This window comes from Nitrospira sp., assembly GCA_024760545.1.
GTDB lineage: Bacteria > Nitrospirota > Nitrospiria > Nitrospirales > Nitrospiraceae > Nitrospira_D.
Map to the genome: position 1 here is coordinate 4,393,328 of CP060501.1, position 17,066 is coordinate 4,410,393.

The window sequence follows — 17,066 nt, forward strand, 5'->3', positions numbered from 1 at the left end:
TGCCTGGGTCAGTTCCGAAAATACATTTTCGGGACTGCCGTCAGTCCCTCGATGAGCGAGGCCCAGCCGAGTTTGGACTGGCCTTGGATACGATCACTGAAGCGGATGGGTAATTCATGTACGCTGGCGCCCAGTCGCACGGCTCGCCAGGCCAGCTCGACTTGGAAGATGTACCCTTTGGCCCTCACGGTTTCGAGATCCATCTTCTCCAAGAGCTCATGACGATAGCAGCGGAATCCTCCTGTCCAGTCATGGATATGTGAGCCGAGGAAGAGACTGACATACGTGTTGCCGCAACGAGAGACCAATCGCCGGCGTGCATTCCAGTTTTCCGTCCCACCGCCCGGCACATAGCGGCTTCCGATTACCAGATCGGCGGTGCCGCTGCGGTGTACCAGGCGAGGCAGATCCCACGGAGCGTGGCTGAAGTCACAATCCATCTCAATGATACGATCATACTTTCGGTGCAACGCCCATTCGAATCCCGCGAGGTAGGCCGGTCCGAGTCCTTCCTTCCTGGCCCGATGCAGCACGTGTACATGTCCGTGTCGGCAACTGAGTTCATCAGCTAGTTGTCCGGTGCCGTCCGGTGAATTGTCATCAACGATCAAAATATCAGCCACCAGGTATTGGCCGATCGCGGTGACAAGTGCCTCAAGATTGGATCGTTCGTTGTAGGTTGGAAGGACAATGAGAATCGATTGGTCGAATTCGAACGGTGAGGCAGGTACAAGCTGGTTACCTCCCGCCGCTTGAGAATACCCCGGGTCCTGCGATTCACCGCTGATAGCAACGCGCGAGCTGTCGACCCCACGGGCGATGAGTTCCTCAGCCAGATCGAAATCAGGTACGATGAACGCCTCCTCAAGACCCAAGCTTTTCAAAGGAAGCGCGCTGTCGCCCCTGCAGACGGGGTAGTAGCGTACAAGAGGTGCCTGAGCCGCGGCTAACGACGGAGAGAGTGATTGACTAGTGGGCATCATGAGATCCGGGTGCAGCCTGTGATTGAAGAGGTTGACGTGTCAGTGGGTAGCCTCCTTTGTGGAAGCGAGCGGCATTGTAATCGACGGAGGATACCCGCGCAAGTAGCGATCCGATCGGCTATCGTGGCCATCCGGTCACAGTTTTTGACAGTGCGGGAACGGCTATGCTACATTCCGCGAACCATTGATATTCCACGCTTTTCTATCACTTACTTCTTAAGGAATGCTGTATGAGCGGATCTCAGGCGCATGTGGTTATTGTGGCGGGAGCGGGACCTGCCGGTATGGCTGTCGCGAGCTCGCTCTCGAAGACGGGCCATGAAGTCGTCATCCTCAATCGCGACATCAAATTCGGCGGCTTGGCCGAGTACGGGATATTCCCCTCCAAGTTAAAACTCCGCGGCGGGCTCAAAAAACAGTATTGGGAGCTTCTTCAACAGAAGAACGTCCATTATTTTGGGAATGTCTCGATCGGAAATGGCAAGGATCTCACGGTTGATGATGTGCGGGGACTGGGTGCGAGCGCGGTCGTGTTTACGATCGGCGCCCAAGGAACCAAAGCCATTGGGGTTGAGGGAGATTCGGCTCAAGGCGTGTTTCACGCGAAGGACGTGGTCTATCACTTCAATCGGCTCCCGGGCTTTGGTGACCGCCCGTTTGACGTGGGAAAACATGTGGCGGTCATCGGCGCGGGCGATGTGATGGTGGACATTGCCCACTGGTTGATTCGCTACAAGAAGGTGGAGCGGGTCACGGCAATCGTGCGGCGGGGTCCGGTTGAACGTAAATACAATCCAAAAGAGATCCGTACCATCTGCGCCAATATGGATCTTGACGGGATTAAAGGCGAGTTTGAACGCATCAAAGACCGCATGGCCAAGGTCGGGCAGAATCCCGACGAAGTCTTGAAAGGGTTCACCGACGAGTTCACGAAATGCGAGCCGAAAGTATCCGAAACGAAGATGGGCTTCCGGTTCCTCGCGTCGCCGAAGCGTATTCTGGTTGATGCCCACAATCGAGTCCGTGGGCTTGAGATGGAAGACAATAGGCTTGACCCCAAGGGGGAGGATACCGTCGCCGTAGGCTTGAAGCAGTTGTATGAGTTTCCATGCGATGCGGTTGTGTTCGCCGTTGGAGATAAGGTCGATGAAACGGTCGGCCTCCCGTACAAGAACGGCATGTTTGTGACAAACCCCAACAAGACAGGGAATGATCCCGATGATGCGCTCTTTCAGGCATACGACGAAAGTGTCGGCAAGGTTATGGATGGAGTGTTTCTGGCCGGTTGGGCCAGAAAAGCCAGTGAAGGACTTGTTGGTGTCGCGAAACGTGACGGGGATTGGTGCGCAGAGGTCGTTGAACGCTACCTCGCGACCAAGCACGGTGGTGGAGATATCAAAACAGTGCTCGATCATTTACATGTGTTGTTGAAGAAGCGGCAGAGTCGGCCAGTCGACGTGAACGGGTTACGGGCACTCGATGTGGCAGAGCGTTCATTCCCTGGGAAAGCCGACTGCATAGGGGAATTCAAGTTTGTGGCCAATCAGGATATGCTCAAACACATTGAACAGGGGAGCGTGTCGGGCAATTAATTATGGGGTTCCTCATCCGTGTCCCCATTTCAGTTTTTCCCTGAGCACTTCGTAGTAGTGGCTTTCAGGAAATCTGATCAATCTGGTCCGATGGTCTGAAACCTCAATCACCGCCGTATCGCCCTGTGTAATGGCGACGCCGACTTGCCCGTCGAGTGTGGCCATTGATCCGTCATCCCTACTCGTCAAAGTCACTTCGATCATGACATTTCCAGGGACGATTAAAGGGCGATGGGTCAGGGTGTGGGGACAGATCGGCGTCAAGATCAGAGCCTGCACAGCAGGGTTCATGATGGGGCCTCCGGCAGAAAGAGAGTAGGCGGTAGAGCCGGTCGGTGTCCCGATAATCAGACCGTCACCGCGTAGATTGGTGACGAATTGTCCCTGGATAGCGATCTGGAGTTCGATCATGCGGGCCAGCGTCCCTTTGCTGATCACGATGTCGTTGAGCACAACTCCGCGAGCAACTGTTTCCCCGTGCCGATGAACGTGCGTTGCCAGCATGAGTCGCTCGTCAAGGGTAAAGTCGTTGGCGAATACTCGCTCTAGGGAGGGATAGAGATTGTCTAACCGGACCTCGGTTAGGAAGCCCAGACCCCCCATGTTGACGCCGAGGATAGGAATGCTCCGTTCCGAGGCGAGGCGAGCGGCATTCAGGATGGTTCCGTCTCCCCCAAGCACCAACAGAACGTCGGCTTTGTCCGCCAGCTGGGTCTTGGGAATTCCGCCCCGTTCGTTCAGTAACGTTGCGGAGGTTGTGTCGAGAAGGACATCGATGTTGCGGGCACGGAGCCACGCCACGACTCCGAGCAGCGTGGATTTGACTTCGGGAAACTTCGGTTTGGTCAAAATCCCGATACTTTTACTTTTCACGAATAATAAACCCATGGATGGCGTAGAGCGGAGCGAGATTGTATCGAGATGCTCCTTTTTATGTCAACGGAGAGCCAAGCGCGGAGTGAGTCGCCTCGGTTCAGAGAAAAAGAAAAAATGAGCGGAGAGGTTGTGGTGGATGGCGTCGTGTCACACTGTCTTGTTCTCCGCTCAACCTTGACTCTCACGCATACTGTGGTTAGAATTAGGTCAAGATTTTTCAACGGTTTTGCTCGAACGCGCCCATGATTCGCACTCACTAGAAGGAGGCAGGATGTTCGAACGATTCACGGACAAAGGTCGAAAGATCATCATCCTCGCGCGGGAAGAGGCCGAACGGCACCAAAACGACTATCTCGGGACCGAACATCTCGTTTTGGCCATACTTCGTGAGTCCGATGGCATCGCCCTTATGATCCTGAAAAAGATGGGTCTCTCCACCGAACAGATCCGGCTTGAAATCGAGCGAAACCTGCCTGGTGGCGGGACCACCATGACGTTTGGTGAAATCCCCTTCAGCCCACGAGTGAAGAAAGTTATCGAATACGGAGTTGAGGAGGCCCGACTCCTTGGCCATAATCACATCGGGAGTGAGCATCTTCTCCTTGGTCTTCTCCGGGAAGAAGAGGGGATCGGGGGGAAAATTCTTCGGAGCTTGGGCGCGAACCTGTTGACGGCCAGGCAGTTGACGGTCACGTTTTTGCGAAAGTCTGCTCCACGTGAGCGTGACCGGAAGAGTAATACTCCCGCTCTCGACGAATTCGGCCGGGATCTGACCCAGTTGGCCCAAGAAGGTCAACTGGATCCGGTGATCGGCCGGGCCGATGAGATAGAGCGTGTTCTACAGATTCTGAGTCGAAGAAGCAAAAACAATCCCGTGCTGATCGGCGAATCCGGTGTCGGAAAGACTGCTATTGTCGAAGGACTGGCCCAGCGGATCGTTCAGTCAGAAGTCCCCGACAATTTGCTCTCTCGCCGTGTCATTGCGCTCGATCTGGGCTCTCTCGTGGCCGGTACCAAGTATCGTGGGCAATTCGAGGAACGTCTCAAGGTTGTCATGAAGGAGATCGTCCAGGCTGGTAATATTATCATCTTCATCGACGAACTCCATACGCTGGTCGGGGCGGGAGCTGCCGAGGGGTCTATCGATGCCTCGAATATGCTCAAGCCGGCGCTTTCGCGGGGTGAGATTCAGTGCATTGGAGCCACGACTTTGGATGAGTACCGCAAGCACATTGAAAAAGACGGGGCATTGAAACGTCGATTCCAGCCGATCCATGTTCAACCGCCGAATCTCGACGAAACTGTGCGTATCATTCAAGGGCTTCGGGACCGATATGAAGAACATCATGGAGTAGAGATCACGGAAGATGCGATCGTCGAGGCCGTGAAGTTATCCGACCGGTATATCACCGACCGGTTCCTGCCCGACAAGGCGATCGATTTGATCGACGAAACCGGGTCGCGGGCCAAGCTCCAAACGTATGCACTGCCCTCCGAGTTGAAAGCGATGGAGCAAGAGCTCAAGAAAGTTGCTCGAGAGAAAGAACTCTCCATCTCTATGCAGAATTTCGAGGAGGCGGTGCGGCATCGTGAGGAAGAGGAGCGGTTGCGCAAGTTGCTGGACGAATCGAAGCGCGAGTGGAAGAAGAGCCAGGAAAAGAACAAGCCAGTGATTGGCAAGGAAGACGTCGCCTATGTTGTTTCAAAAATGACCGGTATTCCGCTCTTCAAATTGGAAGAAGAGGAGTCCAACAAACTGTTGCGAATGGAGGAGTTCCTCCACAAGCGAGTAGTGGGTCAAAATGAGGCGATTTCGGCGGTTGCCCGCGCCATTCGCCGTTCCCGCGCCGGCTTGAAGGAAGCCCGGAAACCGATCGGCTCATTCATTTTCCTGGGCCCGACAGGGGTCGGAAAGACAGAGCTGGCCAGGACACTGGCGGAGTTTCTGTTCAACAGCGAGGATGCGTTGATTCGTGTCGATATGTCCGAGTACCAGGAGAAGTTTACGAGTTCTCGTCTCTTCGGCGCACCCCCGGGTTATGTGGGGTACGAAGAAGGCGGACAGCTGACTGAAAAGGTGCGACGTCGACCGTACTCCGTCGTATTGTTCGATGAGATCGAGAAGGCCCATCCCGATGTGTTCAACGTCCTGCTTCAAGTCTTGGACGACGGAGTGTTGACCGACAGTCTTGGGCGAAAGGTCGATTTCAAGAATACAGTGGTCATCATGACGTCCAATATCGGGACCAAGATGATTCAAAAAGGCGTGTCTCTTGGTTTCCAGAGCACGGAAGGTGAAGCCGCCCGTCGGAAAAAGGAAGAAGTACTCGGAGAGCTCCGGAAATCGTTCAGTCCTGAGTTCTTGAACCGAATCGATGAGATCGTCATTTTCCATCAACTCGATAAAGAACAGCTCTACAGCATCTTGGATATTCTGCTCCGTGAGCTGAACCTCCGTTTATTGGATAAGGGGATTGAGATTGAGGTGGATGATGAAGTCAAGCAATGGCTTATTAAGGAAGGGTATGAGCCGCTGTATGGAGCGAGGCCGATGCGGCGGGCTATCCAACGTGCCATCGGCGACCCGCTCTCTGATGAGCTCATCAGAGGACGTTTCAAGGAGAGCCGCAAGGTGAAAGTGGTTCTGCGGGATGGGGCTCCGACCTTTATTGAGCAGGAGGCCATGGCTGGAGTGTAGTACCCTTCGTGATTGTGACGAGCTCGATGCAATCATTGAGTGGCCTCTGTGGCGGATCGCTGCAGAGGCCGTTTTGTTCCTTGCTCCTCCTCGGTTTCCTCGTACCATGATGCGTCTTCCTCTCAAACAGCCGAAGCTGACGTGCCAAGCCGAATGGAATCCCGGGCCGATTCTCGGCATTGAGTCCTCATGCGATGAGACGGCTGCAGCCGTACTCGATCGCGAGGGAACCGTGCTTTCCAACGTCGTTTCTTCACAAGTGGCCGTCCATGAAAGATTCGGGGGCGTCGTTCCCGAATTGGCGGCACGCGCGCATCTTGGGAGCATCGACGTGGTCGTCAAAGAGGCCTTGGCAACCGCCCAGGTCTTGAAAACTGATCTGGCTGCTGTGGCTGTCACTCAGGGCCCCGGACTCGCTGGCGCCCTCCTGGTGGGGGTCAACTACGCCAAGGCCTTAAGCTATGGATTGGGCATTCCTATCATTGGGGTCAATCATCTACAGGGCCATATTGCGTCGGCATGGCTTGCCGATCCGACGTTTCCTCTGCCCTGCATCGTCCTGGTCGTATCCGGCGGGCATACTCATCTCTATCGCCGTGATCCGGATGGTCGGTGCACTCTGCTCGGACGCACTCGCGACGATGCGGCCGGTGAAGCGTTCGATAAAGGAGCCCAGATGCTTGGTCTAGGCTACCCAGGTGGACCTGCTGTTGATCGCATCGCACGGTCCGGTGATCCACAGGCCATTCGATTTCCTCGATTCCACCAGGCAAAGAACAGTCTTGAGTTTAGTTTCAGCGGCCTCAAGACGTCTTTGCTCTATCGGTTGCGTGACATGGCTGTGCCTCTGCGGCCTGAGCAGGTTGCCGACTTGGCGGCAGGCTATCAAGAAGCGATCGTCCAGGTGTTAGTCATGAAAGCCTTCGCTGCTCTTAAGCAGTCGAACCTGTGTGCGCTCGCCGTGGTGGGAGGCGTCTCGGCGAACACACGATTGCGAGCCGTCTTACACGAACGTGCGGCGCGTGAACAGCTCCGTCTGTCGCTGCCGACGGCCGAATACTGTACCGACAATGCCGCCATGATCGCTTCAGCCGGGCGTCAGTTGCTCATGGGTGGAGCAGGACTATCCTTGAATTTGGACATCAGCCCGATGGAGGGTTCCACGGTTCTCGATGGGGAAAGCCGCATGGTCTTTCCCGGCAGAAGGGAGACAGCCTATTACTGATATTCGTGGTCATCTCACAGGTCTGCGTGCCGGTCAAGTGGCGTCGCTCGAACGACTCTACCGCCGACGGGTCTCCAACGACAAACTCATTTCACCGGAACTGGCCAAAGCTATGGCGCAACTCACTTTAGAGCTTCGCCGGCCGCTCGGTGTGCTTCTGACGCGACGGGGCCAAGTTCAAGAAGTGATCGTGGGTACGGAGCTGACTCTGTCTTCCACGACCTTGACTCTGTTCCGTGCGGGAACTCGATCTCTTCGTGGTCTGCGGTTCATTCGGACGCAACTCCATGACAACCCGCTAAACCAGGAGCTGCTCACCGATCTCGCATTCTTACGGCTTGACCTGGTCGCGGTCCTTTCCATTGAGGAGGACGGTAGGCTAGGCAATCTATACATGGCGCATTTGCTCCCGCCTAATTCGACTGGTCAATTGTTCAAGGTGCACAAGGCTGTCTCCTTTCACAACCTAACCATGAGGTTCGACGAGTTTATTGACGAACTCGAAGCTGAGCTCCAGCAGGTCCGGGCGCACCATGCGGTTGAAAAGGGCAAGGAATCAGCGATCTTGGTCAGCGCCTCAGTGAAGAGTCGAACGGAGCAAGAAGAACATTTGGCTGAACTGGCGGAGCTAGCTACGTCCGCCGACGTCACGGTGATCGACCGCATGACACAACGAACGGGGGATGGGCATCAGCGGTATCTTCTCGGCAGTGGCAAGATGAAGGACGTGCTGATTCAGACGCTGCATCGGGGTGCCGATATGGTGATTTTCGATCAAACGCTGTCGCCGGCTCAACTACGAGCGATTTTGGAAATGACCGATATTAAAGTGATCGACCGCACACAGCTGATTTTGGACATCTTTGCTCGGCGAGCGCACAGTCGTGAGGGCAAGGTACAAGTGGAGTTGGCACAATTGCGGTACCTACTCCCACGATTATCCGGAAAGGGTGCGCAACTATCTCGTCTGGGAGGTGGCATCGGCACTCGTGGGCCAGGGGAAACGAAATTGGAGACCGATCGGCGCCGGGTACGTGACCGGATTACGCATTTGGAGCGAGAACTGGAGCAGTTTACACGGCATCAAGACCGACGGCGGTCCCGCCGTGGCCGGTATGGCCTTCCCGTTGTTTCTCTCGTCGGGTATACGAACGCGGGTAAATCGACGCTGCTCAATGTGCTGACGAAAAGTCAGGTTTCGGCCCAAAACAGATTGTTTGAAACGCTCGACACGACCAGCCGACGCCTGCGATTCCCGGAGGATCGCGAAATCATTATTACGGACACCGTAGGGTTCATCCGTGATCTCCCACAGGAATTGGTCGGAGCCTTTCGGACCACCCTTGATGAACTCCGAGAGGCAGATCTCCTGCTTCATGTTGTCGATATCAGCGCCGCGGACATCGACGTTCAGATCACCGCCGTCGTTGCTATTCTCGAGGAGCTGCAGTTGATGACAATACCGCGATTACTCGTGTTCAATAAGTGCGATCAGGTAGCTTCGCAGCAGGTCGAATTGCTCTGTCGACGTTACGACGCCATTGGGATTTCGGCCCTCCAGCCTGCCACGCTTCACCCTCTTCTGGCGCGACTGGAGGCACACGTCAGAGCTCTACCGGTCGCGGAAGATCGGATGTCCGGCGTGGCATTGCAGGACGACCCGCTGGCACTTGCATCTCGTCGGTAACCGCTGCACAATCAGCCCGCCGTGAAGAAGGCTCAACACACGAATGCACCGTCTGCACCGGACCGTCCGGCTCAGATCGCCGTGAACCTGCGCCGTGCTATGCCGACGACAAAAGTCGAATTGGCATACCGATCTCCATGGCAGTTGTTGGTTGCGACAATTCTTTCTGCGCAATGCACCGATCTACGGGTCAATCAAGTGACGCCTGCGCTGTTCAAGCGGTATGCCACGCCTCGAGCAATGGCCAAGGCAATGCCGACGGAGCTTGAGGGACTGATCAGATCGACGGGTTTTTATAAGAACAAAGCGAAGAACCTAGTCGGCTGTGCGCAGGCCATCAGTACGCGTTTTGGCGGCCAGGTGCCGGACACGATGGAGGAACTCACTTCAATTCCCGGGGTCGGGAGAAAAACCGCCAACGTGCTCCTTGGAGCGGCTTTTGGAAAGCCAGCCATCGTGGTTGATACGCATGTGAAACGAGTGGCCAACCGCTTGGCCATGACTCATTCGAGCGATCCGGAACAGATTGAGCGGGACCTCCAATCCCTTTATCCGCAAGCCCAGTGGACGGAAGTGTCGCAACGGATATTGCTTCATGGGAGGTATGTCTGCCTCGCGCGGAAGCCTCGCTGCACGGTCTGCCCGATTTTCGATGTCTGTGGGTGGGAAGGAAAACTGTTGAAATGATTAAAAGCATGACTGGATTTGGCCGGCGACAGGGAGTGTGGTCCGATGGGACGGTCACCGTAGAAGTGAAATCGGTCAACCATCGTTTCCTCGAAATGTCCATTCGTCTCCCGAAATCGCTGAACCTTTTGGAGGAAGTATTTCGGAAGACCATTCAACAGCATTGTGCGCGTGGAAGAGTGGATATCACGGTATTGATGCAAGGGGGGCGTGGCAATGCTCGCGCCTTGCAGCTTGACGCTGAATTGGCGAAACAGTACCATCACGCTCTTCGCACGCTCCAGCGGACCTTGAAGCTGAAAGGTTCCATCGACATCGGGCTAATAGCGGGGTTTCGAGATATTCTTGCGTTTTCTGATCAGCCGACCGACGATCCCAAACTCACAAAATTGGTGGAGAAACTCGGACTGAAGGCCGTGCTCGATATGGCAAGCATGCGTAAAAAGGAGGGTGAACTCCTTGCGCAGGATATTCTGGCCAGGCTCAACCATTTGCGTGAATGCAAGGTATCGGTCTCAACTCGTGCGCCGCATGTGGCGCGGGAAACTTTCGATCGGATGAAATTGCGAATAGAGAAATTATTAGGAGATATTATCCCGGATCTTCCCCGTCTGAATCAGGAACTGGCCACGTATGCCGACCGGTGCGACATTACAGAAGAATTGGTCAGACTAGACGCGCATATGGTACAGTTTGACCGTACGACCAGAGGCACGGAGCCCGTCGGCAAGACGCTGGACTTCCTCCTTCAGGAGATGGGTCGAGAAGTTAATACGATCGGATCGAAAGCCAACGACGCTGCGATTACGGCGGATGTCGTGCGAATGAAGGCCGAGCTTGAGCGTTTGCGTGAGCAAGTACAGAACGTCGAATGAGCACGGCGATGACCACCAGTAATCCCCCTCCATCCTTGACCGGGAAGCGGCAAGCTCCCGAGCGCCGGGGAATTCTGTACATCATTTCGGCTCCTTCAGGCGCAGGGAAGACGACCTTGTGTAAACAGATCGTGACCTCAGTTTCCGGGGTGTGGCATTCGGTATCGTTTACAACGAGAAAGCCGCGCCCGGGAGAAGAACACGGGCGCGACTACTTCTTTATCGAAGAAAAAGTGTTTCATGATATGGTTGCGCGAAACGAATTCTTAGAATACGCCCATGTCTACAGCCATTGGTATGGAACCCCGCGGAAGCCTCTGATGGAGAGGATGGAGCAGGGTATCGACGTGTTGCTTGAGATCGATGTCCAAGGCGCCCTCCAGATCAAGAAGAAGTTCGAGGATGCCGTATATATCTTCATTCTTCCTCCGTCCATGGACACGCTGCGTACTCGACTCCAAAGTCGGGGGTCGGATTCTCCGGATGAAATTGCACGCCGATTGCGGAAGGTGAAAGAGGAGGTCTGGTGTTTCCGGGAGTATTATTACATTGTTCGTAACGACGATCTCGCGCAATCTCTTCGCGAGTTGCAAAGCATTTTTCTGGCGGAACGCTTGAAGACGAAACGCATGGACATGCATTGGCTGGAACAGAGCTTTATTCTGGAGAAAGAGACGAAACTCGACGATCGAGAATCATCAACCACTGTCTAGAAGAGGAGCGAGGCGGATTATGATCGACATGCTGAGTTTGTTGCCGCAATACACAACTAATGAATTTGACTCCCGCCACCGATTGGTGATCGTCGCCTCTCAGCGCGCGAAACACTTGACTCAAGGAGCCAAGCCTGCCGTGTCTTCTCGTTTTACGAAGGAAACAACCATTGCGCTTGATGAGGTCTTACGGGGGCATGTCAAGTATTTGACCGGCAAGGAGGCCCGCGATGCCATGAAGGAAGCCAAGCGCGGGAAGGAAGGGGAAACCGAGCGTATCGCGATGATGACCGGTGAGGACGCCCGGGAGATCAAGAAAGAGCTCAGTGTATACGTGGATGATACGGTCCAACCGACGGCGGCTCCGACCGAGGAGTAGGCAGTGGACGTCGCGCCATCACCGACCAGTCTGAGGGGCAAGCGTCTTGCCTTGGGGATAACGGGAAGCATCGCTGCGTATAAAGCAGTCGGATTGCTTCGAGCCTTCACACGCGAAGGTGCGACGGTATCGGTCGTCATGACGCAAGCCGCCACGAAATTTGTAACTCCCCTTACGTTTGAGGTTCTTTCAGGCAAACGGGTCACGACAGATCTCTTTGAGGCTCATGAAGAGATGGCCCACCTCGCGGTTCCGGAGCATGCCCATGCGATTGTTGTGGCGCCGGCGACGGCGAACTTTCTGGCAAAGGCCGCTCTTGGACTGGCAGATGATGTACTGACCACCATGCTGTTGAGTGCTCGATGTCCGGTCATCATCGCTCCAGCGATGGACGGCGACATGTGGACACATCCCACGGTCGTTCAACATGTGCACACGCTCCGATCTCGCGGTGTCGTCGTACTTGATCCTGAGGTAGGATCGCTTGCCTCCGGACAGGTTGCCCAAGGGAGGCTTTCCTCAGAGTCCAGCATCTTGGATGCAGTCCACACGGCGCTTATCCCTCAACAGGATTGGCGGGGTCAGCGAGTCTTGGTATCTGCCGGTCCAACTCAAGAACCGATCGACCCGGTGCGTTTTATTTCCAACCGTTCGTCGGGCAAAATGGGGTACGCAATTGCGGAAGCCGCGCGGGATCGGGGGGCTGAGGTCGTGTTGGTCACGGGGCCTTCGTTTCTGACTCCTCCGTCGGGAGTCACCACGGTTCGAGTAGGCACCGCCGGCGAAATGACCGATGCGTTGTGTCGGCATTTCTCTTCCTCCACGGTCTTGATCATGGCGGCGGCGGTCGCGGACTTTCGGCCCAAAACGCTTGCCGCAGAAAAACTTAAAAAGCAGGGGAAATCCGAGATCGTGCTGGAGCTTGAATCGACTCCGGACATTCTCACGATGTTATCCGCGCGACGGACATCGCAAATCGTGGTTGGATTCGCGGCGGAAACGGAGCACGTTGTGGCTCATGCCAAGGACAAGATGAGAGGAAAGGGACTCGACCTCATCGTGGCCAACGATGTGACGCAAGCGGGAGCTGGCTTCGGGAGTGATGACAACGCGGCGGTGATTCTCTCGGCTACGGGCGAAGAACGGGCGTTGCCCCTCATGTCCAAGCGTCGCCTGGCGGACGAGATACTGACTGCCGTGCACGACATGTGCGTCATGTCGCCTCGTCGCGCATCCTTAGTGGAGTAAACGATCTATGGCCCCGGGTTCCAAGAAGACAGGTAACGCCGCCGAGATCGATCGACTGGCCTTAGCCTTTGCCAAAGAGCCAGGGTCTAAAGTCTTCATCCCTCTGGCGGAGGAGTACGGCAAAGCCGGCATGTGGGAAGAGGCAGTGGCCGTCCTTGAAGACGGGCTGAAAACCTACCCAGGGTTCATTACGGCCATGGTGGCGTTAGGCCGGGCCTACGAGCAGATGAACCAGCCGATCAAGGCGAAAGCTATCCTTGAAGAAGCCATAAAAGTCAGTCCCGATAATCTTCGTGCGCATCGAACATTGGCCAAGCTGTATGTAGCTCAAGGGGCCAAGGAGGCAGCCATTCGGTCCTGCAACGTCATTCTCGCCGTTAACCCACAGGACCAAGAGGCGTTATCCCTTCGTGCCGGTCTCGACGCATCAGCAGTTGATGGTGCAAGTGAAGCGCAAGGACAGTCGCCCGAGAAATCGGCCGACACGGCAAGTCTTGAATCAGACCCTATTCGCGGAGAACCTGTGACATCCACCTTAAGTGATGCCACGTTGCCCCTCAACAACGAAGCCGACACGTCGTCCGGCCCGGGGACCTGTCCGGAAGCCGGTCCTGTCTCCGCGACCGCCGTTACGACACCAAGTGCACAAGTGACCGGAAATCCGACCGTCACACAACTTGAGCAGTGGCTCACCTCAATCCAGGCACGTCGGCGAGACTCTCCAGCGCTTTCTCGCTCAAGCCCAAAAACTTCCTCGTGACTTCAACGGTTTGACCCCCTGAAACGGGACTGCTAGAATGCCACCCTTGGTGTGCGGGTGGTGTGAATCGGGTGTAGGTATAGGAGGTGTCATACGCGATATGCCGCGCATCTTGGTTCTGCATGGTCCCAATCTGAACCTATTGGGTGATCGGGAAGAATCCATTTATGGGACTGCAACGCTGGCAGAGATCGATGCGTCTCTCATGAAATTGGGAGGAGAGCTCGGAGCAGAGCTGGTGATTCGGCAGTCGAATCTCGAAGGTGAATTGGTGACGTGGATTCAAGAAGCGCGACGCGGCTATCATGGTGTCATCATCAATCCGGCGGCCTATACCCATACCAGCATCGCGATACGCGATGCTCTGGCCGCCGTTGATCTGCCCACCGTCGAAGTCCATTTGTCGAACATTTATCGGCGTGAAGAGTTCCGGCGACATTCCTATGTATCCGGAGTTGCTTTGGCGCAGGTGTCGGGGTTCGGTCCTGCCGGCTATCTCCTGGCTCTGCGCGGATTATGTGAACACATATCTGTATCCAGGGCCAAAAGTTCTTCAGGATGAGGCCCCTCTGCCGGCAGACGTACTGCAAGGCGGAGAGTGAGGGTGACTTCGGGCCGTTCAGGCTCATTGTCGAAGGGAGTGACGAGTGATTTCCACGGTTGATTTTCGTAGCGGTGTACGGTTGATGGTTGAAGGCGAACCTTTCTATATCGTTGAATTTCAGCATGTAAAGCCCGGCAAGGGCGGCGCGTTCGTGCGCACCAAATTGAAGAGCTATCTTTCCGGAAATGTTTTGGACCGTACGTTTCGATCAGGCGAACGGTTTGAAGAGCCTGATTTGGAGGAACGCGACATGCAGTTCCTCTACGCCACCGGAGATTCCTATACGCTCATGGATACGGAGACTTATGAGCAACTGACGTTTGAGAGAAGTCAGTTAGGAGAGAATGCCGATCTCTTGAAAGAAAACATGGTCGCCAAGATCCTCATCTATCAGCATCGGCCGATTGCGGTTGAGTTGCCGAACTTTATCGAGCTCAAGGTGGTCGATGCGGATCCTGGTGTGCGGGGGGATACTGCATCGGGGGGGACCAAGCCGGCGGTCGTCGAAACAGGAGCGACGATCAAAGTGCCGCTGTACTTGGAGGTCGGTACCGTCATCCGGATCGATACTCGCACTCGGTCCTATGTGGAGCGTGTTCGGTGAGTCGTCGTCGATCGAAGGCAAAGACTCGTCGGATTGTGTTGCCAGATACCGTGAACGAGCCGATCTCCGAGGCATCGCTCACAGGCGGTTCTGCGAAGCAAATCCAAGAACTCATCGATCTGCTTCGTCGTAATAATTTGACCGAGCTCGAGTTTGAGCGTCAGGGATTCCGGATTCGGGTTCGCCACGAATTAGCCACGAAGCCTTTCACGACCGCCGTGCAGGAGTCGGTTCCAGCTCCTTCTCAACAGCCGGCGCATCATGCCATAGCCATGACACCGGTCGTGGAAGGAGCCACGGGATTTGTGACCGTGACGTCACCCATCGTCGGCACGTTTTACCGGTCTCCCTCGCCTGATGCCGATCCTTATGTGGAAGAGGGAGATTCCGTGAAGAAGGGACAAGTGCTGTGCATCGTTGAAGCGATGAAGCTCATGAATGAGATTGAGTCCGAGGTGGACGGTCGTATCGTCAAGATATTGGTGGAAAGCACCAAGTCAGTGGAATATGGTCAGGCTCTATTTCTCATCGATCCCAAAACTGCTTCATAGGTCGTTCTGACGGCAGTCCTCTCCATCGTACCGGAGCCGAGACGTGTTTAAGAAAGTTCTGATCGCCAATCGCGGAGAGATCGCGCTGCGAGTGATCCGAGCCTGTAAGGAACTCGGAATCAAGACCGTGGCCATTCACTCCGAGGCCGACGCGCTTGCTCTGCACGTTCGAGTGGCCGACGAAAAGGTGTGTGTCGGGCCGGCCGAATCCGCATTGAGTTACCGTAACATTCCGAATGTTCTGAGTGCCGCAGAGATCACAGGAGTCGATGCAATCCATCCCGGGTACGGATTTCTGTCCGAGAACGCCCATTTCGCTGAAGTCTGTGAGTCCATCGGCATCAAATTCATCGGACCGAGCTCTGAAAATATCGCCATGATGGGGGATAAAGCGAAGGCGCGCGAGATTGTCGCAAAGCGTGGACTTCCGGTCACACCCGGGAGCCCAGGAGAATTGCGGAGCGAGGAGGATGCCTTGCTGGCCGCACAGAAGATCGGTTTCCCCGTCATCATCAAAGCATCAGCCGGAGGGGGAGGGCGAGGCATGCGGGTCGTCAATAAGGCGGAAGACTTGGGCCGGGCCTTTCAAGCCGCTCAAGCTGAAGCCAAATCGACCTTCGGCAACGACGGGGTGTACCTTGAACGCTATTTCCTGGAACCTCGCCATATCGAAGTGCAGATCTTGGCCGATAACCAGGGCCGAGTGATTCATCTCGGGGAGCGGGATTGCTCGATTCAACGGCGGCATCAAAAACTGGTCGAGGAAACGCCGTCTCCCGTCGTCGATGACAAACTGCGTCGGGAAATTGGTCGGGTCGCTGTGGAAGCCGTGAAGGCAGCGCATTATCGAAACGTCGGAACCGTCGAATTTCTGCTCGACAAGGATCGGAATTTCTATTTCATGGAAGTCAATACCCGTATCCAGGTCGAGCATCCCATTACCGAAATGGTGACCGGTATCGATTTGATCAAGGAGCAGATCCGTCTTGCCGCCGGTCATGCGCTTTCGATCCGGCAACAGGACGTCGTGCTCACCGGCCATAGTATGGAGTGCCGTATTAACGCCGAAGATCCAGAGAAGTTTACTCCTTCTCCGGGGGTCATCACCAAGTACAGCCCACCGGGGGGGTTCGGAGTGCGGGTCGATTCCGCGATGGAGACCGGTTCGATCGTCGTTCCGTACTACGACTCGCTGATTGCAAAGCTGATCACCCATGGCCGTGATCGACAGGAGTGCATGGCTCGCATGAGACGAGCACTGAGTGAGTGCGTCATTGAAGGCATCAAAACGACGCTCCCGCTTCACCGTCGGATTCTCGATGATCCCGACTTTCAGAAGGGCCATGTGTCGACGACATTCTTAGAACGATTCTTGGGATAAGAATCCCATAGGCTCTCTCCGCTAAATACCCGTCTTTACAGCGTTTCCTCGACCAAGGCTTCTCATTTCTTGGTATGCGACCGCCCACGTGTTAAGCTAAGCGAGCTGTTCCGCAAGGACGGTACATCGCTTATCCCCAATGGAGATGATTATCAGCGGTCTTCTTGATAGGATAAACGCGCGTTTCAAGGTTGGAGTTCCTC

Annotated in this window: 16 protein-coding genes; 14 read left to right on the forward strand and 2 right to left on the reverse strand. The window is 55.3% G+C overall.

All coding sequences use genetic code 11. The features are described 5' to 3' along the window. Positions 1-8: 8 nt before the first annotated feature. Positions 9-698: a polyprenol monophosphomannose synthase gene (locus tag H8K03_20905; GenBank protein UVT22562.1), complete on the reverse strand. Its 690-nt coding sequence runs from the start codon at positions 696-698 to the stop codon at positions 9-11. Positions 699-1,213: 515 nt separating this feature from the next. Here H8K03_20905 and H8K03_20910 point away from each other — a divergent pair. Next, the gene (locus H8K03_20910) at positions 1,214-2,575 is read left to right on the forward strand and encodes an FAD-dependent oxidoreductase (protein ID UVT20199.1); all 1,362 of its coding nucleotides are present in this window, start codon (positions 1,214-1,216) and stop codon (positions 2,573-2,575) included. A gap of 12 nt (positions 2,576-2,587) precedes the next feature. Here the strand turns inward: H8K03_20910 and H8K03_20915 are convergent, their stop codons facing one another. Further along, positions 2,588-3,448: an NAD(+)/NADH kinase gene (locus tag H8K03_20915; GenBank protein UVT20200.1), complete on the reverse strand. Its 861-nt coding sequence runs from the start codon at positions 3,446-3,448 to the stop codon at positions 2,588-2,590. A 274-nt stretch (positions 3,449-3,722) separates the two neighbouring features. Between H8K03_20915 and H8K03_20920 the strand changes: the two genes are divergently transcribed. The 13 genes from H8K03_20920 to accC all read left to right on the forward strand — a co-directional run bounded on the left by H8K03_20920 (position 3,723) and on the right by accC (position 16,863). Then, a complete protein-coding gene (locus H8K03_20920; protein ID UVT20201.1) occupies positions 3,723-6,149 on the forward strand; it encodes an ATP-dependent Clp protease ATP-binding subunit in 2,427 nt (808 codons plus the stop codon). Between the two features lie 109 nt (positions 6,150-6,258). After that, positions 6,259-7,374 (forward strand): tRNA (adenosine(37)-N6)-threonylcarbamoyltransferase complex transferase subunit TsaD, encoded by a 1,116-nt coding sequence (gene tsaD / locus H8K03_20925; GenBank protein UVT22563.1) that lies wholly within the window; start codon positions 6,259-6,261, stop codon positions 7,372-7,374. Then, complete coding sequence (hflX, locus tag H8K03_20930) at positions 7,322-9,061, forward strand: GTPase HflX (protein UVT20202.1); 1,740 nt, start codon at positions 7,322-7,324, stop codon at positions 9,059-9,061. Before tsaD ends, hflX begins: the two co-directional genes overlap by 53 nt. 99 nt (positions 9,062-9,160) lie before the next feature. Beyond that, complete coding sequence (gene nth / locus H8K03_20935; protein UVT22564.1) at positions 9,161-9,748, forward strand: endonuclease III; 588 nt, start codon at positions 9,161-9,163, stop codon at positions 9,746-9,748. Between the two features lie 8 nt (positions 9,749-9,756). Then, positions 9,757-10,623, forward strand: a complete 867-nt coding sequence (locus tag H8K03_20940) for a YicC family protein (GenBank protein ID UVT20203.1) — start codon at positions 9,757-9,759, stop codon at positions 10,621-10,623. Between the two features lie 8 nt (positions 10,624-10,631). Further along, complete coding sequence (gene gmk, locus H8K03_20945; GenBank protein UVT20204.1) at positions 10,632-11,336, forward strand: guanylate kinase; 705 nt, start codon at positions 10,632-10,634, stop codon at positions 11,334-11,336. A 19-nt stretch (positions 11,337-11,355) separates the two neighbouring features. Then, positions 11,356-11,715, forward strand: coding sequence for a DNA-directed RNA polymerase subunit omega (locus H8K03_20950; protein UVT20205.1), 360 nt, complete (start codon positions 11,356-11,358; stop codon positions 11,713-11,715). 30 nt (positions 11,716-11,745) lie between these two features. Continuing rightward, positions 11,746-12,963 carry a bifunctional phosphopantothenoylcysteine decarboxylase/phosphopantothenate--cysteine ligase CoaBC gene (gene coaBC, locus H8K03_20955; protein UVT22565.1) on the forward strand — a complete coding sequence of 406 codons (1,218 nt, stop codon included), beginning with the start codon at positions 11,746-11,748 and terminating at the stop codon, positions 12,961-12,963. A 7-nt stretch (positions 12,964-12,970) separates the two neighbouring features. After that, positions 12,971-13,723, forward strand: coding sequence for a tetratricopeptide repeat protein (locus tag H8K03_20960; protein UVT20206.1), 753 nt, complete (start codon positions 12,971-12,973; stop codon positions 13,721-13,723). 100 nt (positions 13,724-13,823) lie between these two features. After that, positions 13,824-14,285, forward strand: coding sequence for a type II 3-dehydroquinate dehydratase (gene aroQ, locus H8K03_20965; GenBank protein ID UVT20207.1), 462 nt, complete (start codon positions 13,824-13,826; stop codon positions 14,283-14,285). Positions 14,286-14,370: 85 nt separating this feature from the next. Beyond that, the gene (gene efp, locus H8K03_20970; protein UVT20208.1) at positions 14,371-14,931 is read left to right on the forward strand and encodes an elongation factor P; all 561 of its coding nucleotides are present in this window, start codon (positions 14,371-14,373) and stop codon (positions 14,929-14,931) included. A 101-nt stretch (positions 14,932-15,032) separates the two neighbouring features. Next, on the forward strand, positions 15,033-15,482 hold the full coding sequence (gene accB / locus H8K03_20975; protein ID UVT22566.1) for an acetyl-CoA carboxylase biotin carboxyl carrier protein: 450 nt from the start codon (positions 15,033-15,035) through the stop codon (positions 15,480-15,482). A gap of 43 nt (positions 15,483-15,525) precedes the next feature. Continuing rightward, a complete protein-coding gene (gene accC, locus H8K03_20980) occupies positions 15,526-16,863 on the forward strand; it encodes an acetyl-CoA carboxylase biotin carboxylase subunit (protein UVT20209.1) in 1,338 nt (445 codons plus the stop codon). Positions 16,864-17,066: the final 203 nt, after the last annotated feature.